The sequence below is a fragment of the Paraburkholderia ginsengiterrae genome (assembly GCF_001645125.1).
GTDB lineage: Bacteria > Pseudomonadota > Gammaproteobacteria > Burkholderiales > Burkholderiaceae > Paraburkholderia > Paraburkholderia ginsengiterrae.
This window is the reverse complement of record NZ_LXKA01000338.1, coordinates 186,226-210,516: the sequence shown is the minus strand read 5'-3', so window position 1 is coordinate 210,516 and position 24,291 is coordinate 186,226. Positions and strand designations below refer to the sequence as shown.

Genomic DNA, 24,291 nt, shown 5'->3' with positions numbered 1-24,291 from the left:
ACTACTGCTTATAAACGCTCAATTCCCTGACGCGCGTGATGCTCTCGATCAGCGTCGCGCCTTCTTCCATCAGGAAGCGCTTGAAAGCGACCGCCACCGGCGGCAGGCGCTTGTTCTTGCGGTGCACGACGTACCAGTTGAGCATGACCGGAAAGGTTTCGACATCGAGCACGACCAGGTGGCCGAGCTGCAACTCGAGGCTGATGGTATGCGCGGACAGGAAGGCGATGCCCATGCCCGCGATCACGGCCTGCTTGATGGTCTCGGTGCTCTTGATCTCCATGGCGATCTTGAGATTGCTGAGGCGCCCGGCGAAACCTTCTTCCATCGAATTCCACGTGTCCGAGCCACGCTCGCGCACGATAAAGGCCTCGTTCGCAAGCTGGCTCATCTTGATGTTGCGCTTGTGCGCGAGCGGATGCGTAGGCGCCGCCACGATCACATACGGGTGAGGCGCGAACGCTTCGTTGGTCGCGTCGGTTTCGTGCGGCGGGCGCACCATCACGGCGAGATCGGTCTGGTTGGTGGCGAGTTGATGCAACAGCTCCTCGCGGTTGTGCACCGAGAGATTGAGCACGACACCCGAGTAACGACGCGTGAATTCGGCCAGCAGGCGCGGAAAGAAGTAGTCGCCGGCACTGATCACCGCGACATTCAGCTTGCCGCCGGAGACGCCCTTGAGCTGGCTCATCGCCTCGTCGACTTCGTGGAACTGCTGGATGATCGCGCGGCTGTAGTGAAGCATCTCGTTGCCGGCCGGCGTCAGATAGATTTTTTTGCCGAGCTGTTCGAACAGCGGCAGCCCCGCGTGTTCTTCGAGTTGCCGGACCTGGGTGGAGACGGCCGGCTGCGTGAGATGCAATTCCTCAGCGGCGCGCGAGAAGCTCAGGTGGCGCGCCACCGTTTCGAACACCTTGAGTTGTCGCAGTGTGGCATTGCGCATCGTCATGGCCGATGTATAAGCAAACGTGAATCAACATAATAACAAACTTTAATTATTAGTAATTCAGCAATGACCCTAGCATGGGTCTCTAAAAGAAAGCCGCGCAAGCGAAATGGCCGCAGAGCCACTGGGCGCGGGACTCGGGTTAACGCGTGGCTTGCGGGCGTGCCGGCTGAAACGGCCGGTGTTTCGTCGCACTGCAAGGCATTAATTGATCGGAATAAAGGAAATTAAAAATCGGTAATTCAAGCTGGCCGGTTTTTAAAAGGAATCGATTGAAGGCGCGATATTGCCGATAGGCGGCGAGCGAGGCGATCCGAGGCATCACCACGAGTTGGGACGCACGCAGCGCGGCTTGTTCCCCAAGGGATCGTCCCTCGGGGCGCCGGCCGGCCGCACGACATAAATAGCGGAGACAAGGCGCATGGACGATATCAATCGGCAGGGCACGGCCCGCGTGTTTTGGGCGAATCGCTGGTGGCAGCTCGTCATCGGCATGGTGTGCATGGCGTTCGTGGCCAACCTGCAATACGCGTGGACGTTGTTCGTCACGCCGATGAACACAAAGCATCACTGGGGCGAGGCCTCCATTCAACTTGCCTTTGCGATTTTCATTCTGACTGAAACGTGGCTCGTACCGCTGGAGGGCTGGCTCGTCGACAAGTTCGGTCCGCGCCCGGTGGTGGCGGGCGGCGCGGTTTGCGCGGGCCTTGCGTGGGTGATGAATTCCTACGCATCGACGCTGCCGATGCTGTACGCGTCCGCGGTGATCGCCGGGATCGGAGCAGGCGGCGTGTATGGCACCTGTGTCGGCAACGCGCTGAAATGGTTTCCCGACCGGCGCGGTCTCGCCGCAGGTCTCACGGCAGCGGGTTTTGGCGCCGGCGCGGCGGTGACGGTCATTCCGATTGCGAGCATGATTAACCGCTCGGGTTATGAGCACACTTTCTTCTTTTTCGGCATTCTGCAAGGCGGATGCATTCTGGCACTCGCGCTGCTGTTGAAGAAACCGGTGTTGCGCCAGCACGCCGCACCGAAGAAGAAGTTCGCGGTGACGAAAGTCGACTTCACACCTGGTCAGATGATCAGGACTCCGGTGTTCTGGTTGATCTACGTGTCATTTGTTGCGGTGGCGGCAGGCGGCCTGATGGCGACCGCGCAGATTGGCCCGATCGCGAAGGACTGGGGTCTCGCCCGCATTCCCATGACGTTCTTCGGTATGACCTTGCCGCTGCTGACGGCGACACTTTCCATCGACAACATCTGCAACGGTTTTACACGTCCGTTTTGCGGCTTCATGTCCGACAAGCTCGGGCGTGAAAACACCATGTTCGTGATCTTTATCGGCGAAGGCCTGGCGTTGCTCGGCCTGATGCAGTACGGCAGCAATCCGTATGCGTTCATGACGTTCGCAGCTTTGATCTTCCTGTTCTGGGGCGAGATCTTTTCGATCTTTCCCGCAATCTGCGCGGACACGTTCGGCAGCAAATACGCGGCCGCCAACGCGGGCACTTTGTACACCGCAAAAGGCACGGCTTCGCTGCTGGTGCCGCTTGCCTCGGTATTGTCCTCGGCGGGAGGCTGGAGTCTCGTCTTCATTGTCTCCGCCATCGTGACGATCGCCGCGGGTGTCTCGGCCAAATTCGTACTCGCACCGATGCGCGCGCGCTGGATCGAATCGCACAACGAGCCACAGGGTGTGCTGGCGGTGGCGGGCGCCGGCAATGCCTCGCAGCTCGGTCATTGGTCCGAGCAAACTCGGGAATAGGGTGGCCGGACTGCGTTCGACCATGACGTCATGAACGTTTCGCTGCAGCAGCTCAAGGTGTTTGTCGCCGTCGCGCGTGAGCGGAGCTTCACGCGCGCGGCGCGCGAGTTCGACCTCACGCAGTCGGCCGTGAGCCGTTGCGTGCGCGAGCTCGAAGAAGCGGTCGAGCTGAAACTGTTCGACCGCACCACGCGCCAGGTCGAGCTGACGCATGCCGGCGCGAGCCTCGTGCGAAGGATCGGGCGTCTCCTTGACGACATCGAACTGACGCTGCGGGAGGAACGGGCCGCTCACGACGGCCATACCGGCGTGGTGGTGCTGGCGAGCAATCCGGTGTTGTCGTCGAGCTGGGTGGCGCAGGGGCTTGCACGATGCGCGGCGGTTTTTCCCGGGCTGATCGTGTCCGTCAAGGATCTGCCGCAAAGCGGTGTACTCGCGAGTGTCGAGCAAGGCGAGGCGGATTTCGGCGTGGTCTCGCTGGCCGAGCCGCTCGCCGGCGACGTGTTGCATGCGCAAACCATCTTCACGACTCCGTTTCATGCGGTGATGCCCCCCACGCATCCGCTGGCGGGGGAGGCGAGCGTTGAATGGAGCGCGTTGCGCGAGTGTGCGCTCGTCACGTTGAATGCCGACGCGGGAGTACGCACGGCGCTTGAACCGGCGTTCAGCGCGAATGGCTTGAAACGGCGGCAGGTGCAGGAGCTCGGACATGTCGCGGCGGTGCTGCGCATGGTCGAATTGGGCCTCGGCGTCGGCGTTTTACCCGTCGATGCCCATTGGCCCACGGTGGGCGCTTCATTGGTCAGCCGACCTTTGACGCCCGAGATGAATCTGGCGACGCTGCTCGTGCAGCGCCGCAACCGTTCGCTTCGACCCAACGCCGCGGCTGCCTGGGCGCAGTTCGCCGCACCGGCGAGCGCGGCGCCCTCCGCCACGAACACCGCTACGACCACCCCGGCATCGCCCGTTGCCGCGCGCGACGGCGCCGTCCTCCACGAACTCTGACTTCAGCTTTGGCCCCGTACCACCCAGCCTACGCCAATCACCCCTGCAAGGAGCCCCATGATGGATACTGAAACCGACCTCAGGCGCCATGATCTGCTGATCGACGGCAAGCGTTTGCCGCCCGGCACCGGCGAATATTCCGTCGACATCAACCCGGCTACCGAGGAGCCGATTGCGCTGGTGGCCCAAGGCAGCGCCGCCGATGTCGATGCCGCGGTGCATGCGGCGCGCGCGGCGTTGAAGGGTTGGAACGCCATACGGGCGGCCGAGCGGGGCCGCATTCTGATGCGCTTTGCCGGCCTGATACGCGCCAATCTCGAGGAGCTTGCCGCGCTCGAAAGCCTGGACGCCGGCAAGCCGATCGCCGCGGTGCTGCGTCAGGACATTCCCGCCGTGATCGACACGCTCGAATATTACGCAGGCTGGTGCGACAAGATCACCGGCCAGATCGTGCCCGTGCGTCCCGATGCGTTGACCTACACGTTGCGCGAACCTGTCGGCGTGGTCGCGGCGATCGTGCCGTGGAATTTCCCGCTGATGATCGGTATGTGGAAGATCGCGCCGGCGCTGGCGTGCGGTTGCACGCTGATCGTCAAACCTGCGGAGATCACTCCGCTTACCGCGCTGCGCGTTGGGGAACTCGCGCTCGAAGCGGGTGTTCCGCCGGGAGTGCTGAATATCGTCACCGGCAAGGGTCGCGTGGTCGGCGATGCACTGGTGGCGCATCCCGGCGTCGACAAGGTAACGTTCACGGGCTCGCCCTCCGTGGGGCGCGGCATTCTGCAGGGCGCCGCCGGCAATTTCAAGCGCGTCACGCTGGAACTCGGCGGCAAGTCGGCCAACGTGATCTTCGCGGATGCGAATCTCGACAACGCGGTGCGGGCCGCGGCGGCCGGCGTGTTTTTCAACACCGGTCAGGTCTGTTCGGCGGGCTCGCGCATTCTCGCGCATCGCGACGTCTACGACGAAGTTGTCGAGCGGCTCGCCGCGCGCGCGAAGTCGATCAAGGTTGGCGATCCGTCGGCGCGCGAGACAGCGATGGGGCCGCTCATCTCCGCGGCGCAGATGAAGACGGTGCTGGGCTATGTCGAGACAGGGCGCGCCGAAGGGGCGTCGCTCGTTACCGGCGGCGCGCGCGTGGGCCAGCGCGGCTTCTTCGTGGAGCCGACCGTGTTCGCCGGCGTCGAGCACGAAATGCGCATTTCGCAGGAGGAGATTTTCGGGCCGGTGGCCAGCGTGATCCGTTTCAACGACGAAGCCGACGCGATACGGATCGCCAACGGTACGCTGTATAGCCTCGCAGCGGGTGTGTGGAGCGCGGACATCGGCCGGGTACACCGGGTTGCACGGGATCTGAAAGCGGGCACCGTATGGATCAACACCTATGGCTATACCGATGTGCGTTTGCCGTGGGGCGGGTCCGGTGATTCAGGATTCGGTCGCGAGCACGGCGATGTCGCGATCGAGAACTTTACGGAGCCCAAAGCAGTGTGGCTCGCGATCGACCAGTAGCGTCACAGAAGAAAAGGATCGGACACGCATGGTGTTCGATCCTTTGTGCCTGCTTGCGGACAATCGAGCTGCGAGCGAAAACCTTCTGACGGAGCTGCCAGAGCTTCAATCCCCCTGCAATGCCATCCGCTCACGCAATTTGATGAGCGCCAGCACCACGTCGATAGTCGGCGTGGGCTCCGCGACGAGGCGGCCCATCTCCTGCACCACCGTCAATAGCGGATCGATTTCCATCGGGCGACGGTTTTCCAGATCGACCAGGGTCGAGGTCTTATGCGCCCCGACCGCGCCGGCACCGTCGATCCGTTTTTCCACGTCGACGCGAAAATGCACGCCGAACTGATCGGCAATGCGTTTGGCCTCGAGCATCATGGTGCGTGATACTGCACGCGTGCCGGGGTCGCTGGTGAGCACGTCGAGCGTGGCATGCGTCAAAGCGCTGATCGGATTGAAGCACAGGTTGCCCCACAGTTTGAGCCAGATCTCGTCGCGGATATTGTCGCGGATCGGCGCCTCGAAACCGGCCGCCTGCATGATCTCGTGCAATTGCTGAATGCGCGGCGTGCGCTCGCCGCTCGGCTCGCCGATCGGGAATTTCTTGCCGTACACATGCTTGATGACACCCGGCTCGACGAGTTCCGCCGCGGGATACAGCACGCAGCCGATCGCGCGTTCGGGGCCGAGCTTCGTCCATTGACCGCCGTCCGGATCGACGCTGGTGAGGCGCGTGCCCGCGAATTTGCCGCCGTGCTGATAGAAATACCAGTACGGAATGCCGTTCACGCCCGTGACGATCGCTGTGTGCTTGCCGAGCAGCGGTTGCATGGCGTCGACCACGCCAGGCAGAGAGTGCGCCTTGAGCGTGATGATCACGAAGTCCTGCACGCCGAGTTCGTGAGGGTCGGACGTGCAACGGACCGGCGCGCTGAACGTTTCGCCGTCCATGATGAGACGCGCGCCGTGTTCCCGCATCGCCGCGAGATGGGGGCCGCGCGCGACGAAACTCACATCCGCGCCGGCGCGCGCGAGCTGCACACCCATCAAGCCGCCGATCGCACCCGCCCCGAAGACACAGATCTTCATGATGCCCCTCCTGTAACGATAAGAAATCGCTATCCCGATACCGTCTCGCGCTGCGCGCGGCGGCGGGTCATTGCTTGAGCATACGGGGGCACGTCAATCACAGATAGTTAAAGTTTCTCAGTTGATGCATTACGTATTGGTTATAGATGTCGGGCCGCCTGAAGACAGCGAAGGGAGTGTGGTACTCGCCAGGACGGCGTATTTGCCCACCTACAAAAACCACAGTGCGTTGGGAAATTTCTCAATTCTGAGAAGTGGTCTTGGGCTCAGAATTCGCCTTCCTTAAGAAGTGAGGCGTTCGCTCTGCGTTGCATAAGGCTGTTTGAGAGCAATGCTAAGAAACTGTGGATTGATTTGAACTATCTCGTTGTGTCTACGTATGTGGCGCTGGCGCATGAATCGTATGTCGTCGAGGCGACAAGGCGCCTTCGCGGCGTGTTCGGGTTTTAGGTCGAGCGGCATGCACACTGTGATTCGTCAACCCGCGGGCCGTCACGCCGCGGACATGGAGAGCGTCCTCGCACGCATGCTCGATGTGATGCTGATTGCTCTGGGCGCGGTTCTGGCGTCGCTGAGGTTCGCACCTGACACCGGCCATTCGATTCTCGAAGTCGCCTTCGTGGCGTTCGATATGGTGTTTGCCGTTCTGCTGCTGCCGTGGTTCGGCGTGTACGACTCGTGGCGCGGTCGCTCGAAACTGCGTCTGGGCGTCAACCTCGTGCTCGGCTGGGTCGTCGTGCAGGTCTGCGGACTGGCCATGATGTACCTGGTGCACGACGCGGCATCCGTATCGCGACTCTGGTTTGCGAGTTGGACGGCGATTACGGCGGCGGGGCTCGTCGCATCCAGGCTGATGGTGCATGCCGCGCTCCAAAGAATGAGACGCGCGGGGAGAAATTTGCGCACGGTCGCCGTAGTGGGCGCGGGAGCGCATCGCGACAGTGTGATCGCCAACATCGTGGCCTCGCCGGGCGCGGGCTTTCGGGCGGTGGCCGCGTTCAATACGCGACCGGAACGTGAACCTGATGCCCCCGGATTGCCGGGTTTCCGGCGTCTGCGTGAATTTGCCGGTTGGGTGCGCCGCGAAGAGATCGACGAGGTGTGGCTCGCGCTGCCGATGTCGGAAGAAGACACGGTGCTGACGATCATGGACGAATTCAGTGGTGATCTCGTCAACTTGCGGTTTATTCCCGACGTGCGCAGCCTGGTGATGTTCGACCGGAACGTGATCGACCTGATCGGCGCGCCGGCCATCAATCTGATGGCTTCGCCCATGACACCGTACGCCTTGATGCAGAAAGCGGCGTTCGACCGGGTCTTTGCCGCTGTGGCGCTGCTGGCTTTGTCACCGGTGATGCTCGCGATCGCGCTCACCGTGAAGGCGACCTCGAAGGGACCTGTGCTGTTCACGCAACGGCGCAAGGGGGTGGATGGCCGCGTCTTCAGCATCTACAAGTTTCGCTCCATGCGCGCGCATGCGGAACTGCCCGGCGTAGTTCGTCAGGCCACGCGCGGAGACCCGCGGATCACGCGCGTCGGCGCGTTCTTGCGGCGCACGAGCCTCGACGAGTTGCCGCAGTTCATGAACGTGCTGCGCGGTGAGATGTCGGTGGTCGGTCCGCGGCCGCATGCGATAGAGCATGACGACCAGTACCGCAGCATTGTCGACGGTTATATCCATCGCTACCGGATCAAACCCGGCATCACCGGGTGGGCGCAAGTGAATGGCTTTCGCGGGGAGACCGACAAGGTTGAAAAAATGCAGGCGCGCGTGGAGCACGATCTTTACTACTTGCGCAACTGGTCTTTTGGATTGGACATGCGCATCGTCCTGGCGACGGTGATGAAAGGATTGCGGCATCGCAATGCTTATTGAGCCTACGGCACGCCCTTTTGAAGAATAGGTTGAACACGATGTTAGCGGTAACTCCGGCCAGACCGTCCTATCGGCTTGGTGTTGTGATGGCAGCGATAGCGCTGCTAACCAGTGCATGTGCAGTGGCGCCCGGTATGCGGATGGACACGTCGCGCGTGCAGGCAGCGCCCGGCCTTGTCGATACCTTGAGCCATGCCGGTGAAACCACCGAAGGCGCAGCGAGTGAGCAGGTCAATGCAACACCCGGTACGCCGGACATTGCGATCACCGAGGTCGACGCCGCGCTGATTTCGCGCATGGCGCAAAACCGTCAACAGCAACAGCGCGAGCTGTCGCAGTTGCTGTCCGGAGTGCCGCAGGCCTACACGGTTGGAGCCGGTGACGTGCTGCAAATCGTCGTCTGGGATCACCCGGAGTTGGCGGCCGCGCTTGGTTCGTCGCAGACGCAGTCGTCGCCGCGGCCCGGCGATCCGCTGGCCGGTTTCATTGTCGATCAGAGCGGCAACCTGAGCTTTCCGTACGCGGGCACGTTGCCCGTGGCCGGTCTGCGTACCGAGGAGATACAGCAACGGCTGAGCAATGCGCTCGCCAGATACTTCGTCAAGCCTCAGGTGACGGTGCGGATGGCGTCTTACCGTGCGCATCAGGTTTATGTCGATGGCGAGGTCCGCAGCCCCGGCGCGCAGGCGCTCAATGACGTGCCCATGACGCTGTATGAAGCCGTTAGCCGCGCTGGCGGCTTCAATGAAAGCGCGGATCAGAGCGATCTCGTGCTGGTGCGCAACGGCCAGTCGCATCCCCTGAATCTGACGCAGATGCTGGCGCAGGGATCGAGTCCGTCGGGTCTCTATCTGAAATCCGGCGATTTGCTGCGCGTCATGTCGCGCGACGACAACGACGTGTACGTGATGGGCGAAGTGAACAAGCCGGTCTCGGCGATTCCGCGCAGAACCGGGCGGATCACGCTCGCGGACGCGCTCCTGCAGGCGGGCAGCGTGAACTCCGCGACTGCCGACGCGGCGCAGATGTTCATCATCCGCCGGTCGCCGAGCGGGACGCCACAGGTGTTTCATCTCAACGGCCAGTCGCCCGTCGCGATGCTGCTCGCGAGAGATTTCGAACTGCAGTCGAGAGACGTCGTGTACGTCGACGGCAGTGGGCTCGTTCGCTTCAACCGTGTGCTGACCCTGTTGATGCCGTTGATCAACACGGGGCTCACCGCAGGGGTGATCGCGAAATGACCGGGATTCTGATGGTGTGCGAGGGCAATATTTGCCGGAGCCCGGTCGCGCGTGCATTTCTCGAGCATGCACTGCCGTCTGTACTGGTGAGCTCGGCGGGTACGCGGGCGCTTGTTGGCAGGCACGCGGACCCGCTCGCGATTCAGCTTGCGCAAGAACGCGGGATGAATATCAGCCAGCACATCGCTCGGGCGCTGAGCGAAGAACACGTGCGCGCAGCGGACGTGGTGCTGACCATGACGGCTAGCCAGCGTGATCAGATTCTCAGTCGCTTTCCATCAGCACGAGGCAAGGTGTTCCGCCTCGGCGAGCACGAGCAGCTTGACATTGTGGATCCCTATCGACGGCATCGTGTCGTGTTTGAGCTCGCCTTCGCACAAATCGAACATTGCATTGCGCAATGGCGTGACGACATCGCACGGCTGGCTCATTGAATCATGAAATTGCTCCATCAAGAACTTTCCGGACAAGCGCCGGGCGATAAAGACATTGCGCTGTCCGACCTGGTCGCGCTCTTTGTCGACAGCCGGCGGTTGATTGCGCTGGTCGTGACGATAGCGCTGATGTCAGGTATGGCCTATGCATTCTTAAGCACGCCGATGTATCGCGCGGATGCGATGATCCAGGTCGATAGCGACGCCGGCAGCAGCACGCTCAATGACAAGCTGGGCGACCTCGCTTCACTGTTTCAGGACAAGGCATCGACCGACGCCGAAATCGAACTGATCCGTTCGCGCAAAGTGGTCGAGGAGGCCGTCCGGAGCTTGCGTCTCGACGTCAAGGCGACGCCACAGCGTTTCCCGTTGATCGGGGCGCTGATCGCCAGACACGCGCCACCGGGCGTCCTCGCAGATCCCGTTCTGGGGATGAGCCGTTTCGCGTGGGGTGGCGAGCGTCTGGGTGTCACACAATTCGACATCCCGTCACGGCTCTACGACAAGCCTTTCAAATTAATGGTTGGGGCAGAAAACACCTTTGATCTTCGCGATCCGGACGGTCGGATGGTGTTGCACGGCCGCGTCGGCGCGATGGTGCAGGGCACGACACCGTATGGGCCGGTGCAGTTGCGTATTGAGCAGATGACTGCTCGTGCGGGCACGTCGTTCCACCTGACCCGGGCATCGACGCAGCTGACGACTGCGGACTTGCAGCTCGCCCTGGATATCGGCGAGAAGGCGAAGCAGTCAGGCATTGTTTCCGTGAAGCTGGACGGCGCCGATGCCGCTCTGACCGCGGCTATCGTGAATAGTGTCGCAAGCATCTACGTCCAACGGAATGTGGACAGCAAGTCCGCTCAGGCGCAACAGATGCTGCAATTCCTGAGCGAACAGCTCCCTCAGTTGCGGGCCGACCTTGATCAGGCCGAGGCGAAATACAACGCGTTTCGCGCGGAGAACGGCACAGTCGATCTGGAGACCGAAGGGAAGTTGCTTTTGCAGTCGATCGTCGACGGTAAAACCAGGGTGATCGAATTGCAGCAGCAACGCGCGGCGCTCGCGCAGCGGTACACGGCGGAGCATCCCTCGGTGCAGGCAATCGACCGGCAAATCGGTGAACTGGAGCAACAGCAGAACGGCTTCAATCAGAAGGTCGCGTCACTGCCGAGCGTACAGCAGCAGGCGCTTCGGCTCATGCGCGACGTGCGGGTCGACACCGATCTGTACACCAAGCTGCTGGATAGCACGCAGCAGCTGCGTGTTCTGAAGGCGGGTCAACTGGGCAACGTGCACACCGTCGATTACGCGGAAGTGGCTGAAAAGCCCGTCCGGCCGAAGAAAGCGCTGGTGATCGTGCTATCTGGCGTGATTGGCTTGATGCTCGGATGTTTGATCGCGTTTGTACGCAGTGCGCTCAATCGCGGTCTGGAAACGCCTTCTGAAATCGAAAGCGCGGTGGGCGTGCCGGTGTACGCGATCGTTTCGCGAAGCGCGCGCCAGCAGACATTGCAGCGATCCGGCCGTAGCGGTGCCGCAGGGTTGAACGTGCTCGCTGTGGCGCGGCCCGATGACGTAGCTGTGGAAGGAATCCGCAGCTTGAGAACCGCGTTGCAGTTCGGCCTGCTCAAATCGCACAACAACATCGTGATGCTGACCGGACCGCGGCCGGATGTCGGCAAGTCGTTCATGTCGGTGAACTTGTCCGCGGTGCTTTCCGCGGGTGGCAAACGCGTGCTGCTGATCGACTCGGATATGCGCCGGGGCGACGTGCATGAGTATTTTGCGTTACCGAGAAAGCCGGGGCTCTCCGATGTGATTGGCGGCGCAGATCCCAATAGCGCGGTTCATCGTCAGGTGCTGCCGAATCTCGACGTGCTGATGAGCGGCAGCATCGCCTCGAGTCCCGCGGAAATGCTGATGAGCGACGTGTTCGGGGCATTACTCGCGCAGTTCAGCCGGCAGTACGACGTGGTGATTGTCGATTCGCCGCCGGTGCTGGCCGTGACGGATCCGGTGCTGATTGGCAAGCACGCGGGACTGACCTTGCTCGTTGTCCGGCACGGGCGTCATTCGGCTGCCGAGCTTCAGGAGAGCATGCGACAGCTCAGCAGCGCGGGCCGCGCGGTCGACGGTGTGCTGCTGAACGATGTGCCGCAACGTGCCAGTACTTACGGTGCGTTCTCCGAGTACGGCCCGCAGAAGAGTTCGTAATCGCCTTGGACAAACCACTATCGCACCACCTGGTGCCGACCGTGAACACCGTATCGCCGTGCGTTCCGGTGCGCGATCGAAAAACAGCCTGTTTATGAACAAGAGAATTCTGCTTACCTTCGGCACCCGTCCGGAGGCCATCAAGATGGCGCCTCTCGTGAGGCAGCTCAAGAGCACGCCGGGAATCGACTGCTTTGTCTGTGTGACAGGACAACACCGGGAGATGCTCGATCAGGTTCTGACGTTGTTTCAGATCCGTCCGCATTTCGACTTGAACGTCATGAAGCGGAATCAGGATCTCTATGACATTACCGGATCGATCTTGCTCGGCATGCGGGATGTACTGAAGGATTGCCGGCCGGACATGATGCTCGTGCATGGCGACACGTCCACTACGTTCGCCGCGAGTCTTGCCGCTTTCTATCAGCAGGTGCCGGTTGGTCATGTGGAAGCAGGGCTGCGAACGGGCGATCTGTTGTCGCCTTGGCCCGAGGAAGCGAACCGCAGACTGACTGGCGTACTCGCGGACATGCATTTTGCACCGACCGAGCGCTCCAGACGAAACCTGCTCGCGGAAAACGTGCCCGACGATCGCATCCTGGTGACGGGCAACACGGTGATCGATGCGCTTCTGCATGTGCGCGAACGGCTCACGAAAGACGCCGGCTTGCGCGAGGAAGCGCAGCGTCACCTTCCGGTACTGCCGCCGGATCGGCGTCTGATTCTGGTGACGGGACACCGGCGCGAGAGTTTCGGCGGCGGGTTTGAGCGCATCTGTACCGCGCTGGCACGAATCGCCAGGTCGCATCCCGACGTGGACATCGTGTACCCGGTCCATCTCAATCCGGGCGTACGCGAACCGGTTAACCGCATTCTCAAAGGCATCGACAACGTACACCTGATCGAGCCGCTCGATTATCTGCCCTTCGTTTGCCTGATGGACCGGGCCTATCTGATCGTGACCGATTCCGGCGGCGTTCAGGAAGAGGCGCCGTCGCTCGGCAAGCCGGTGCTGGTAATGCGCGACACGACCGAGCGCCAGGAGGCCGTGGACGCGGGCGTTGTCAAGCTCGTCGGAACAGACGAACAGAAGATCGTCGATGGCGTATCGGAGTTGCTGAGCAACGAAAACAGCTACCGGTCGATGAGCGTGCGTGCCAATCCGTACGGCGACGGACATGCCTGCGCTCGCATTGCGCAAGCGCTACTTGAACCACGTTTCGCTCCGGCGCTCGCGGCCTGACCGGACACAATCTGATTACTCAATAAATACCATGAATTTTGAAACTGTCTCGGTGGTTGGCCTCGGTTACATTGGACTCCCCACGGCTGCCGTATTCGCGGCGCGACGCAAACGCGTGATTGGCGTCGACGTCAGCCAGCACGCGGTCGACACAATCAATCGCGGCGCCATTCACATTGTCGAGCCGGAGCTCGATATGCTGGTGCACGCCGCGGTGACTCAAGGGTATTTGCGCGCCACCGTCACGCCGGAACCAGCCGATGCGTTTCTGATCGCCGTGCCGACGCCGTTCTCGGACGGCCACAAGCCGGACCTGCGTTTCATCGAGTCGGCGAGCCAGGCGATCGCACCCGTACTCAAGAAGGGCGACCTCGTGGTCCTCGAATCGACTTCGCCGGTCGGGGCGACCGAGCAGATGGCCGCCTGGATGGCGCAGCTTCGTCCAGATCTGACCTTTCCGCAACAGGCCGGCGAGCAATCCGATATTCGCGTGGCCCACTGCCCGGAGCGGGTGCTGCCCGGTCATGTGATTCGAGAACTGGTCGAGAACGATCGCGTGATCGGTGGCATGACGCCACGCTGTGGCGAACTTGCGCGCACGCTCTATCAGAATTTCGTGCAAGGCGACTGCATTCTGACCGACGCCCGGACGGCCGAAATGTGCAAGCTCACGGAAAACTCGTTTCGAGACGTCAACATCGCCTTCGCCAACGAACTCTCGGTGATCTGCGACAAGCTGGACATCAACGTGTGGGAACTGATCCGGCTCGCGAACCGGCATCCGCGTGTGAGCATCCTGCAGCCCGGACCGGGTGTGGGTGGTCACTGCATCGCGGTCGACCCGTGGTTCATCGTGGACTCCGCGCCGGAACAGGCGCGCCTGATTCGTACGGCGCGAACCGTCAATGACGACAAGCCTCGCTATGTGATCGACCGCGTCGAGCGCGCGGCGCGGCGCTTCAAGGATCCGGTGATTGCCTGTCTGGGACTGGCGTTCAAGGCGAATATCGATGACTTGCGCGAAAGCCCCGCGCTCGAGATTGCCGAGGAACTCTCGGAGCGGTTCGCCGGGCAGGTCGTTGCGGTTGAACCGAACGTGCGAGTGCTGCCGCCGTCGCTCGACGGCAAGGTTCGTCTCTGCGAATTGAGCGAGGCGCTGCTGGAGGCGGACATCATCGTCATTCTGGTCGATCACGCTCAGTTTCGCCGTGTGGATCCGGTTCGCTTCCAGGCGAAAGTGGTGATCGATACGCGTGGCGTGTTGGCTCATGCGTAATTGGGCGCGGCGCTGCTTGCGTCAATACCGGGGCATCGCGTGAACGCACCGGAAACGGCACGCGCCATGACGGTGCCGAAGGTTTCGCGCCTCCGCTCGAACTTCCTCGCCATGATGGTGTGGCAGGTCGGCAACTACCTCGTGCCGTTGGCGACCTTTCCGTATCTGACACGCGTGCTCGGTGCTGCGCAATTCGGCGTGCTGGGCTATGCGACGGCGGTTGCGACCTACGGGCTGATCGTGACCGAATGGGGATTCTTTCTCAGCGGCCCCAAGGCAGTCGTCGAGCGCAGGGGGCAACCTGAGGCGCTTAACGAACTCGTCTGGTCGACGATGGCCGCCAAAGCTTGTTTGTGCAACACACAAATCGATAGGAAGCTCGCTGCCGTCTATCCGGTGCTCCTTGCGGCATGGCTCACGGTCTTCGGCAGCGTATTTACGTTGAACTGGCTGTTGCAAGGGCTGGAGAGGTTCTCGGTCTTCGCAACGGTAGCGCTGGCGGGAAGATTCTCGGCATTGCCGCTGACGTTCGTCTTTGTGCGTCACAGTGGCGACGTCGTTTTCGCTGCAGGAATTCAGGGATCGGCGGCGGTTCTGACAGGATTGTTTTCGCTGATCGCCGCCTGGCGTCTTGGTGTTTTGCACCGTCCATGCGTGTCGGCGCGCTCGGTCCGGCAGCGTATTCGGGAAAGCGCCGACATGTTCGTGTCGTCGGCCTCGGTGAGTCTCTTCGGCGTAACGAACGCGGTCATTCTTGCCGCCATGACCACGCCGTATCAGGTGGGCGTCTATACGGCGGCCGACAAGCTAAAGACCGTCGCGAACATGGTGCCGGCGCAGATCAATACGGTGTGCTATCCGCGTATTGCGTCGTTATTCACGGCGCAGCCTCGCTCGGCTGCGCGTCTCACTGTGTTGGGCGCGGTTGCCACCGTGGTGACGACAATTGCCGGGGCGACTGTCATTGGCTATATCGCGGCGCCACTCACCACGCTGATCCTGGGCGCTGGCTATGCGGGCTCGGCATCGTTGCTCAGGCTGCTTTGCCTCGTGACCGTCTTCGGCAACCTGGCTTATTTCCTTGGACTCCAGGTGCTGGTGCCGTTCGGGCGCGCGCGTTCCCGCTCCTGGTCGATGTTGGCCGTCGGTGTGCTGAACGTCGGGCTGGCGATCGTTCTGACGCCACGGTTCGGCGCTGAAGGCGCGGCGTGGTCTCTTCTCGTGGCGGAGGCGGTGTTGCTCGCTATTTATGTGTCGATGATTCTGAGCAGGTCGTCATTGCGCAACCACTTTACCCAATTGTTGAGCCGATGATGGAAAGCCGTGCACCCGTTCACGTCATATCGCTGTTGCGTTCAGGTCGTCGCGATGCGATTGCCAGGTTGTTGGCCGACCGTGGTGCGGTATTTCACATCGAGGACGCAGTCGACGGGAAAACCCTCGCGCCAGGCGAACTGAATGCGGCGTATGACGCTGAGGCAGCGCGCCGCCGCTATGGACGCTCGTTGACCTGCGCCGAAGTGGCGTGTTTCATGAGCCACCGTTCGGTGTGGCGCAAGATCGCGGATACGGGGCGTGCCGCCGTGGTTCTTGAAGATGACGCGATGCTCGAACCGGCATTCTTCACGAACGTGTTGCGGGCGAACGAGTCCGAACTGGCGGCCCAGGCGGACATCGTGCTGCTGGGACGATCCAAGTTGCGGCGCGCCGCATCGTCGTGGACTTACTTCAACGAGCCGCTCAGGCGGGCCGCGGTCGTGGCCGGACTTCGGGTCGGCGTGCCGTTCAAGCAGTGGACCTCGGGGTCGGTGGGCTACTGGATCTCCGCGCAAGCGGCTCGCCATGCACTCGCCTATACGGACGGGCGGATCGGCGCATTGCTCGACGATTGGCCCTGGCACCGGGATCACGGCGGAGCGCGCGTGGTCGAACTGCGCCCCTACGCGGTATGGGAAGACTTCGAACGGTTGCCTAGCAGCATAGAGCGCGAGCGTAAAGCAAGTACGGCCCCCAGGCCGGTGTGGCGTGGTGCTGTGCTTGGGCCGCTGCGCCTCGTGCGCACCGCGGCTCGCTGGAGCGTGGTTGGCTTTCGGTGGGCACTGTTGTTCAACGGCGCATCGGGTGCGCGTCATGAGTAACGCGGTTTGGCCGCAGCGGCGGAGCGTTCAAAGCAGTGTTGCGGTGCGCAAGGTAGCGCGACGGGCGCCCACTTCGCTGAGATGGACAGTGTTCGCCTATGGTCTCGCGTTGTCACCGTTTGCCGACTTTCTGTCAATCAGAGCCGCACATGGATCTGGCACGGAAGGGGGCGATGCGCGCTACTCGCTTCTTGTGCGTGGAAGTATGATCGCCGGCCTGCTTCTTGTTCTGTTGACGAGTGGCAGGGTGAAACTGTCGAGCTGGCGCACGGCGCTATTGGCGGCGGCAGCCATCGTGGCCGCCGCGGTGACGTATGCCCTCGGCGATATGCCGACTGCGGAGTTCACGCAGCAGGCCGTGTTCATTCTCAAGGTGTTCTCTTTCTTCGTGTGTTTCGCGGCGCTAAGCGGGATGCGCGGGCAGCAGCTCGAAGAACTTGAACCGTTCCTGTGCCTCACCTTGCTGGCCTATGCGTGGGCGATCGTCGCGGGCGCGGCGTTCTCAATCGATATGTTTCGTAGCTACTGGGCCGATACGCAGATCCGGTCGGGCTACAAAGGGATTGTGTACGCGCAGAACGAGGCGTCCGCACTCATGATCGTGGGGCTTGGCTATGGTCTGCTTGGCGTACTGAGGTCGGGCTGGTCGGCTTTGCGAGCCGTGCTGGTCGGCAGCATTCTGCTGGCCTCGTGTCTGGTCGGCACCAAGGCTGCGATGGCGGGGGCCGTCGCCATGACATGTTCTTACTTCTATTGCAGGCACAAGCTGCCTGGGGCGACTGTCCGCGCGTTGGCGCTTGTCGGCGCCCTGGCGGGCGCTGCTGCGATTGCCTATCTGTCGTTGCCCAGCGTGACAGGCGCCGTCGATCTCAGCTTGCAGTATTTCCAGTATCAGCATGACCGTGCGGGCGGCGGCGGATTGCTCTCCATGATCCTGTCGGGACGGGACGTCAAATTCTGGAACGTGTGGAACGACGTGGCACAGCATGGCTATGCGCCGCTGCTGACCGGTGGCTACCCGGTAGTGCGCTACCTGATCGAAATCGACTTGCCGGATCTGGTTCTGGCGGTGGGATTACCGGTCTGTTTCCTCTATGTGTGGAGCTTGAGCAAGGCTTTTCTTTACCGTGGACGCGGACGGGTACCGCGATTTGGCAAATGGTTTTATATCGTTTTGATGGCGACGGCCTGCACGGCGGGGCACGTGCTGGTGTCGGCGGTCGTCAGTCCGTATCTGGCGATGATCGCCGTACTCATCGGGCGCGCCGCGGCGCAGCGCGGGGCTGCCGAGCAAAGGCCGGGCGATGAATAAGCGTCATGGCGACAGCGCGGCAATACAGCCTGAGGCGTCTCCGCTTCGTGTGCTGCATGTCGGACCGGGGCGAGGGCAGAGAGGCGGTATTGCGTCCGTGCTCGCTGAATTGGGCGCGCAGCGCGACCGCTTTCAACGCGAGGCGGTGACGCTGAGCATCTTCGAGACGCATGGTTTCCAGAGCGTGAAATCGCTGCTGTGCTTTCTTCTGCTGGACGTTCCCGGCTTTCTGGTTGCACTCGTCAAGGGCGTCGATCTGGTTCATTTCCATGTGTCGATTCGCGGGTCGTTTTATAGAAAGTTTGGGTTGTATCTGCTGGCCAGGCTTTTAGGCAAGAGAACGATTTTTCATTTGCATGCTGGTAATTTTCAGCATTTCTGGCGCAACGGCGGCTGGCTCACGCGTCATGCCGTGTCGCGATTCATTCGCGGCGCGGATGCGGCGGTGGCGGTGTCATCGGCCATCGCGGCGGAACTCGAGGTGTATCGAGGCAATGCTCACGGCCTCTATGTAATCGGCAATACAGCGTGTCACGCCGAGGCGATGGCCGGTATGGCGTTACATGAGTCCCCATGTGCGACGGGCAGGGATAGCTCTCCGTATGTTGCCTTTGTCGGCAGATTCACGGAAGGCAAGGGAATCGGCGAGTTGCTGGGAGCGACGGCACTCCTGAACAGCCAGGGGCTGAAGATCCAGCTGCGATTGGCCGGCGCCGGCGATATGGAGCGGTGGTCACGCGCGGCGCACAGCTATGGCGTGAGCGATCAGGTTCGCTTCGTCGGCTGGCTGCAGGGCGATGAAAAACTCAGGTTCTATCGCGACGCGGCCCTGTTTTGCATGCCGAGTCATTTCGAAGCGTTCGGCATCTCGACGCTGGAGGCGATGCTGATGGGCAGGCCTGTGATTGGCACGCAGGTTGGCGGGTTCCTGGATCTGGTCGAGGAAGGGGTGACTGGCTACCTGGTCCGTTGTGGTGACATAGAGGCACTGGCGGAAAGAATCCGGCATCTGGTGCAAAGGCCCGATATCGCGCATGCAATGGGGCAGGCAGCGGTGTCGCGCGCGATGAGCCGCTATTCGGTCGGCGCGGTGGTCGATCAATACGTGCTCTGCTATCGCAGAGTGAGCTAAACCGGCAAAGAGGATCGTCGATGAAAGTCGTGGCATTCAGCGGTGGGATTTCAGGTTGTCTTTTAGCATTGCTATGCAGTTGCGCCAACGCACAGGATCTCGGCGGTACGTGGAGCGATCCGCAAATGACCGCAGTGGCGAGCACCTATGACTCGCTGTTTGCCACCACCTGGAGCGGTGGCATTGACGCGGGTATCGGCGTTCAGGCCAATCCCGGCGATATCGCCGTGGTCGACGATCCAGTCATAGCGGGAAGAAAGGCAGTTCGCGTTCAGATGTCCAGAACCGAGGACTTCTCGAAGATTGCGAACGGTGTACCTCGGGCCGAGTTGATCTTCCCGAAAGCGGTGAGTTTTTCGCAAGGCGCGGATTATCTGCTCAGATGGAGCACTTTCATTCCCGCCGGGTTCACCTTCGACAGCAAGCAGGCCGTCATCATCACCCAGGTGCATCAGGGTGAATGGACGGGTGGGCCGACCATCGCACTGAGCCTGCTGGGCAACCAGTACGCGATTTCCGAGCGCGGCGGGGCAAATACGGCGACCGTTTCCGCAGGCAAATGGCTGTGTTGCGCCGATGCCGATAAGGGCAAGTGGGTCAACTGGGCGCTGCGCTACGTTGCCGACGATTCCGGTCAGCATGCGTCGACGCAATTGTGGAAGGACGGGCGCTCGGTGTTCGCGTCGCAGGGTGTGCCGAACGCTTATCCGGGCGTGCAGGACGCGTACCTGAAGATGGGGCTCTACAAGGCCGGTTGGAACAGTTCGCCGTCCGACGTCAGCGAAATGACGTTGTTCTTCGGACCGGTTTCGGTGTCGAAGAAATGAACGCCGCATCCGCGACGCACGCTCGATGTGCGGATGCCACAGAACAGACAGAGTGATTTTATGAAGCGCATTCAAGTATTGGGATGTCCGATGGACGCCGCGACCATGGACGAGACGGTCGCCGTCATCTCCTCGCGAATCATGGCCAGACAGTTCACGCAGCACGTCGCGGTCAATGTCGCCAAGCTCGTTCACATGCAGACCGACGCCGAACTGGCCAGGTCCGTCCGCGTCTGCGACATGATCAGCATTGATGGCATGGGCGTGGTCTGGGCCGGCAGGCTGCTTGGCCATGCCGTGCCGGAGCGCGTGGCGGGCGTTGATCTGTTCGAGAGGTTGCTGGCGGAGGCGGCGAGACTCGCGCTTCCGGTGTACCTGCTTGGCGCGACCGACGAGGTGGTCGCGCGCGTAGCCGCGATCTGCGCAAGCCGCTATCCGGGGCTGAGGATTGCGGGATATCACCACGGGTACTTCGGCATCGATCACGAACCTGTTGTCGAGCTTATCCGCGAGTCGGGCGCGCGGCTGTTGTTCGTCGCGATCACGTCGCCCACCAAGGAGAATTTTATCAATCGCTGGAAGGCGTCGCTGGGGGTCGACTTCGTGATGGGAGTAGGTGGCACGTTCGATGTCGTGGCCGGCAAAGTCGCCCGCGCGCCTCGCTGGATGCAGGCTGCGGGTCTGGAGTGGTTGTTCCGAGTTCTGCAGGAGCCACGCCGGATGTGGCGGCGCTATCTGGTCACGAACAGCAAATTCGCATGGATGCTGGGCAAGGCGCTGATTCTCCAGCGCTAGGCGGAAAGGCCACTGACCGGCTGTGCCGGTTACTTGAACAGGAAATGCTTCATGTTGTACATATTTCGCATCGCACACCTGCTGTATCGTTTGCGCGTGCCTTTGTTGCCGTGGGTTCTGAAGGTCTTCAACCGGGTGGTCGTTTCGGTGTCCTTGCCACCCTCGGTGAAGGTAGGGCGCAACGTGGTGTTCGGCTATCAGGGGCTCGGTATCGTCGTGCACCGGCAGGCAGTACTCGGCAACGATATCGTCATCGCGCCCAACGTCGTGATTGGCGGCCGCGGTCAGCCGGGCGCGCCGGTGATCGGCGACAACGTGCTGATCGGGGCGGGCGCGTGCATCCTGGGGCCGGTGACGATCGGGCGCAACGCGAAGATCGGCGCCAACGCCGTCGTGATGTCCGACGTGCCGCCGGGCGTCACGGTAGTGGGCGTTCCGGCGCGAATCGTCAGCCGCGCCTGACCATCAGGAACCCCACGCCGATCGCCGCCAGAAATCCACCGCAGCAACGATTGAACCACCGCCGAACCTTCGCGCGGACCAGCCATTTCCCGAGGTACATCCCCGCGTACGAGTAAAGCGCAATGGCGACCCACTCGAGCACCAGGAAGCTCGCGCCCAGCACCGTGAACTGCGGCAGCATCGGCTTGGCGATATCGACGAACTGGGGCAAGAACGCGGTGAATACCAGAATCGCTTTCGGATTGCCGGCGGCCACGAAGAATTCCCGTTGCGCAATGCGTGCGAGCGATGCGTCGTCCTGCTGCGTCGTGTCGATGGTGGGCGCGTCGCTGCGCCATAGCTGGATGGCGAGCCAGATCAGATAGCCTGCGCCCGCCAGTTTGATGGCGAGAAAGAACCACTCCGATGCGTGCAATACCACGGCGAGACCCGTCGCGGCCAGCACCAGCATCATCGCGAAGGCGACGAGGCGCCCCGTGCCGCCGACAAACGCGGTCATGAAGCCATGACGCGCCGCCACATTGATCGACAGCAGATTATTGGGTCCGGGTGCGAGATTGATCGCGAAGCAGGCGGGCAGAAAGAATAGCCAGGCTGTGAGAGACATAACGGCTCGCAGGCAGAGGGAGGTGAGTGGCGAATCGCGCACCAGGACGGCGCGTACAACGGCCGACACAGCAGCGCCCCCTGCAATTGTAGCGAAGCGGCCCGAAGCGATGTTGACGGCGCGCTTAATTCACCGCTTTGACAAACCCGGTATCGCTGATCAACGCGTCGACGCTCAGCTTGACCGTGTCTTCAATGGCGATCGTGTTACTCGTGAATTTCGGCGATTTTCGCGTCACCGTCTTGGTGGTTGTGTACACAACTGTCTGGGTCGCGGCATCGGTCACCACATAACGCATTTTCAGCGTCCAGTAGGTCGTCGCGCGTGTGTCGTCTACCGTGAATTTCTCGATGCTGCCGCTCAGAATCCGCTTGCCCTCGTTGAGATGAAAGCCGGCGATCTGCAGGCTGCTCACAATGCCGTTGTGCACGATTTCGTTGATGTCGTCTTTGAGCACAATGCCGGTCATGGCCGTGTTTTCGATTCGATTCGGTGAAACTTGCCCATTGCGGGCCGGCATGTAGGCGAAATCGCTTGCAGGTGCGACGCTGAGCCAGCCGGTGGGATGCACGGCTGCCCGATGCGCGCTGGGATTGAGACCAAACCACGACCACGAGCATGCGGATAGCATCAACGGCAGCGCGATCACGCCGCAGCCCTTGAGCACGGTGGACCTCAAGGGCGAGTGCGTGGGGCTGAGCGGCGGCAGAGACGGGTTCCGTTGCGAGGACTCAGGCGCTGTACTGGAAAATGCGGCGGTCGAAGTCAGAGGCGTGACCCTTTTTAAGGAAGTTATCCCGGTGGTTAAGCAGCATGGTAACAGCGCCCCGGATGAGCGCATCTCATATTCGTATGTCGAACGACTTAACCCGGAGTGTCAGAAAAACCCGGCTTTCCCTTGAGTCATATCCACCAGCGCTCGCTGCGCGTCGTCCACCGCGTTGATGGGCAAACGGATCGTCATTTTCACCAGCATCGCGTAGGCGCTGTCCGCGAGCGCATAGCCTTGCGCTTCGATCCAGCGGCGCACTTTCGCTTCGTCGGCGTAACTGACCTCGACGGTTAGCGTGACCTGAGCAATCCTCTCGACGCGCGGCGCATCCAGCAAAACCGAGGCAATCGCGTCGGTATAGGCTCGCACGAGGCCGCCGGCGCCGAGTTTCACCCCGCCGTAATAGCGCACGACCGCGGCCAGCACGCCATCCAGATCGTGATGCCGCAATACTTCGAGAATCGGCCGGCCGGCGGTGCCGGACGGCTCGCCGTCGTCGGACATGCCGGACTGGCCTCCGGCCAGCAGCGCCCAGCAGACATGCGTCGCGGCAGGATGCTCGTCGCGCAGGCGCCGTAACTCGGCCATCGCGGCGTCGCGGTCGGCGACCGGTATGGCATACGCAATAAACCGGCTCTTGCGAATTTCGAGTTCCGCGCTCAACGGTGCGGGCAAGGTGTAAGTGGGCAAGGCAAAAACTTCGACGGATGAAGGAAGGGCACCGTGCGCGGCGCGCGCTGTGCCCGCCATGGTAACGGATCGCCGGAGTGCGGGTGGACAGACGGCGCGTCGCGCGCTTTTTCGACCGTGTCAGCATGGACCGCGATATGGCGCGCTCGCCACGCGCGAGTCCGCTGCCGCGAGTTCATCTACAATCGTCTGCTGAACGCGCGCATCCGGCAGGTAGTCCAGCGCGTGACAAAGGAGACGACATGCTTGATCTATCGACGTTAGGGACTTTCGTTGCCGTGGTACTCGGGCTCTTTTTGATTCCGGGGCCGGCCGTGCTGCTGGTGTTGACGCGCACGGTGCACGGCGGCCGCAAGGCCGGCATTCTTACCGGGCTCGGTATCGCGGTGGGCGACTTCATTCATACGCTGGGTGCGTCGGTCGGTCTCTCTGCGCTGCTGATGACCTCCGCGCTGGCCTTTAACGCGGTGAAGTTCGTCGGCGCGGGCTACCTGATCTATCTGGGCGTACGCGCGTTGCGCGAAAAGCAGGCCAGCGCAACCGGCCCGGCGCCGGCGCTGCCGCCGGTATCGGCCTCGAAAGCCTTCTTTCAGGCGATTCCCGCCGAAGTGCTGAATCCCAAGACGGCACTATTTTTTCTGGCATTCCTGCCGCAGTTCGTTCATCCCGAACACGGCTCCACGTTTCTGCAGTTCGCCACGCTCGGGCTTATTTTCGTTGCCATGAGCGCGCTTTATACGACGCTGATCGTGCTGACAATTCGTCCGCTGGGCAAATTCGTCAAGCGTCTGACGTGGCTGACCCGCTGGCAGAACAAGCTGATTGGTGTGCTGTTCATCTCGCTCGGCCTGCGTGTGGCCACGCAAACGCGCTAATAAACGCGCCAAATGCGCTAAATGCGCCGCGTGGCCGGTTCGCTCAGGAGAGCGCCAGCAGGATGGTCGTGGAAACCACAATGATG

General features: G+C 61.8%; 22 protein-coding genes. 17 read left to right on the top strand and 5 right to left on the bottom strand.

From position 1 onward, the window contains the following. Position 1: 1 nt before the first annotated feature. On the bottom strand, positions 2 to 949 hold the full coding sequence (locus tag A6V37_RS27735; protein ID WP_064271619.1) for a LysR family transcriptional regulator: 948 nt from the start codon (positions 947 to 949) through the stop codon (positions 2 to 4). A 418-nt stretch (positions 950 to 1,367) separates the two neighbouring features. On the opposite strand from A6V37_RS27735, the gene oxlT reads away from it, so the two are divergent. From oxlT to A6V37_RS27720, 3 genes are read left to right on the top strand one after another with little or no spacing between them, the layout of a single operon-like run. Then, positions 1,368 to 2,711, top strand: a complete 1,344-nt coding sequence (oxlT, locus tag A6V37_RS27730; protein WP_064271618.1) for an oxalate/formate MFS antiporter — start codon at positions 1,368 to 1,370, stop codon at positions 2,709 to 2,711. A 30-nt stretch (positions 2,712 to 2,741) separates the two neighbouring features. Next, positions 2,742 to 3,716: a LysR family transcriptional regulator gene (locus tag A6V37_RS27725; RefSeq protein ID WP_064271617.1), complete on the top strand. Its 975-nt coding sequence runs from the start codon at positions 2,742 to 2,744 to the stop codon at positions 3,714 to 3,716. Positions 3,717 to 3,776: 60 nt separating this feature from the next. Then, complete coding sequence (locus tag A6V37_RS27720) at positions 3,777 to 5,228, top strand: aldehyde dehydrogenase family protein (protein WP_064271616.1); 1,452 nt, start codon at positions 3,777 to 3,779, stop codon at positions 5,226 to 5,228. Between the two features lie 105 nt (positions 5,229 to 5,333). On the opposite strand, the gene A6V37_RS27715 is transcribed toward A6V37_RS27720, so the two are convergent. Beyond that, the gene (locus tag A6V37_RS27715; protein WP_064271615.1) at positions 5,334 to 6,311 is read right to left on the bottom strand and encodes a 2-dehydropantoate 2-reductase; all 978 of its coding nucleotides are present in this window, start codon (positions 6,309 to 6,311) and stop codon (positions 5,334 to 5,336) included. A gap of 460 nt (positions 6,312 to 6,771) precedes the next feature. On the opposite strand from A6V37_RS27715, the gene A6V37_RS27710 reads away from it, so the two are divergent. The 13 genes from A6V37_RS27710 to A6V37_RS27650 all read left to right on the top strand — a co-directional run bounded on the left by A6V37_RS27710 (position 6,772) and on the right by A6V37_RS27650 (position 21,261). Next, positions 6,772 to 8,187, top strand: a complete 1,416-nt coding sequence (locus A6V37_RS27710; RefSeq protein ID WP_064271614.1) for an undecaprenyl-phosphate glucose phosphotransferase — start codon at positions 6,772 to 6,774, stop codon at positions 8,185 to 8,187. A gap of 134 nt (positions 8,188 to 8,321) precedes the next feature. Further along, the gene (locus tag A6V37_RS27705; RefSeq protein WP_479724543.1) at positions 8,322 to 9,428 is read left to right on the top strand and encodes a polysaccharide biosynthesis/export family protein; all 1,107 of its coding nucleotides are present in this window, start codon (positions 8,322 to 8,324) and stop codon (positions 9,426 to 9,428) included. Further along, positions 9,425 to 9,862: a low molecular weight protein-tyrosine-phosphatase gene (locus tag A6V37_RS27700; protein WP_064271613.1), complete on the top strand. Its 438-nt coding sequence runs from the start codon at positions 9,425 to 9,427 to the stop codon at positions 9,860 to 9,862. Before A6V37_RS27705 ends, A6V37_RS27700 begins: the two co-directional genes overlap by 4 nt. Before the next feature lie 3 nt (positions 9,863 to 9,865). Continuing rightward, the gene (locus A6V37_RS27695) at positions 9,866 to 12,076 is read left to right on the top strand and encodes a polysaccharide biosynthesis tyrosine autokinase (RefSeq protein ID WP_064271612.1); all 2,211 of its coding nucleotides are present in this window, start codon (positions 9,866 to 9,868) and stop codon (positions 12,074 to 12,076) included. Positions 12,077 to 12,170: 94 nt separating this feature from the next. Next, positions 12,171 to 13,319, top strand: coding sequence for a non-hydrolyzing UDP-N-acetylglucosamine 2-epimerase (wecB, locus tag A6V37_RS27690; protein WP_064271611.1), 1,149 nt, complete (start codon positions 12,171 to 12,173; stop codon positions 13,317 to 13,319). Between the two features lie 31 nt (positions 13,320 to 13,350). Beyond that, entirely contained in the window at positions 13,351 to 14,595 is a 1,245-nt protein-coding gene (gene wecC / locus A6V37_RS27685) for a UDP-N-acetyl-D-mannosamine dehydrogenase (protein ID WP_064271610.1), read from the top strand. A gap of 39 nt (positions 14,596 to 14,634) precedes the next feature. Continuing rightward, complete coding sequence (locus A6V37_RS27680; RefSeq protein ID WP_244174056.1) at positions 14,635 to 15,909, top strand: flippase; 1,275 nt, start codon at positions 14,635 to 14,637, stop codon at positions 15,907 to 15,909. Beyond that, on the top strand, positions 15,909 to 16,733 hold the full coding sequence (locus A6V37_RS27675) for a glycosyltransferase family 25 protein (RefSeq protein WP_242665949.1): 825 nt from the start codon (positions 15,909 to 15,911) through the stop codon (positions 16,731 to 16,733). Before A6V37_RS27680 ends, A6V37_RS27675 begins: the two co-directional genes overlap by 1 nt. 247 nt (positions 16,734 to 16,980) lie before the next feature. Further along, entirely contained in the window at positions 16,981 to 18,045 is a 1,065-nt protein-coding gene (locus A6V37_RS27670) for an O-antigen ligase family protein (RefSeq protein WP_242665948.1), read from the top strand. Positions 18,046 to 18,154: 109 nt separating this feature from the next. Then, positions 18,155 to 19,177 carry a glycosyltransferase family 4 protein gene (locus tag A6V37_RS27665; protein ID WP_341272036.1) on the top strand — a complete coding sequence of 341 codons (1,023 nt, stop codon included), beginning with the start codon at positions 18,155 to 18,157 and terminating at the stop codon, positions 19,175 to 19,177. 20 nt (positions 19,178 to 19,197) lie between these two features. After that, entirely contained in the window at positions 19,198 to 20,004 is an 807-nt protein-coding gene (locus tag A6V37_RS27660) for a heparin lyase I family protein (protein ID WP_082902896.1), read from the top strand. A gap of 90 nt (positions 20,005 to 20,094) precedes the next feature. Then, positions 20,095 to 20,799 carry a WecB/TagA/CpsF family glycosyltransferase gene (locus A6V37_RS27655; protein WP_341272035.1) on the top strand — a complete coding sequence of 235 codons (705 nt, stop codon included), beginning with the start codon at positions 20,095 to 20,097 and terminating at the stop codon, positions 20,797 to 20,799. A gap of 51 nt (positions 20,800 to 20,850) precedes the next feature. Next, the gene (locus A6V37_RS27650; protein WP_064271605.1) at positions 20,851 to 21,261 is read left to right on the top strand and encodes a serine O-acetyltransferase; all 411 of its coding nucleotides are present in this window, start codon (positions 20,851 to 20,853) and stop codon (positions 21,259 to 21,261) included. On the opposite strand, the gene A6V37_RS27645 is transcribed toward A6V37_RS27650, so the two are convergent. The 3 genes from A6V37_RS27645 to A6V37_RS27635 form a co-directional block, all read right to left on the bottom strand. Next, positions 21,248 to 21,868, bottom strand: a complete 621-nt coding sequence (locus tag A6V37_RS27645) for a LysE family translocator (protein ID WP_064271604.1) — start codon at positions 21,866 to 21,868, stop codon at positions 21,248 to 21,250. The two genes, A6V37_RS27650 and A6V37_RS27645, sit on opposite strands and share 14 nt — an antisense overlap. Before the next feature lie 124 nt (positions 21,869 to 21,992). Next, positions 21,993 to 22,535, bottom strand: coding sequence for a hypothetical protein (locus tag A6V37_RS27640; protein ID WP_064271603.1), 543 nt, complete (start codon positions 22,533 to 22,535; stop codon positions 21,993 to 21,995). Between the two features lie 210 nt (positions 22,536 to 22,745). Then, complete coding sequence (locus A6V37_RS27635) at positions 22,746 to 23,390, bottom strand: IMPACT family protein (protein ID WP_064271602.1); 645 nt, start codon at positions 23,388 to 23,390, stop codon at positions 22,746 to 22,748. A gap of 182 nt (positions 23,391 to 23,572) precedes the next feature. Here A6V37_RS27635 and A6V37_RS27630 point away from each other — a divergent pair, with 182 nt between their 5' ends. Beyond that, complete coding sequence (locus A6V37_RS27630) at positions 23,573 to 24,205, top strand: LysE family translocator (protein WP_064271601.1); 633 nt, start codon at positions 23,573 to 23,575, stop codon at positions 24,203 to 24,205. Positions 24,206 to 24,291 lie beyond the last annotated feature (86 nt).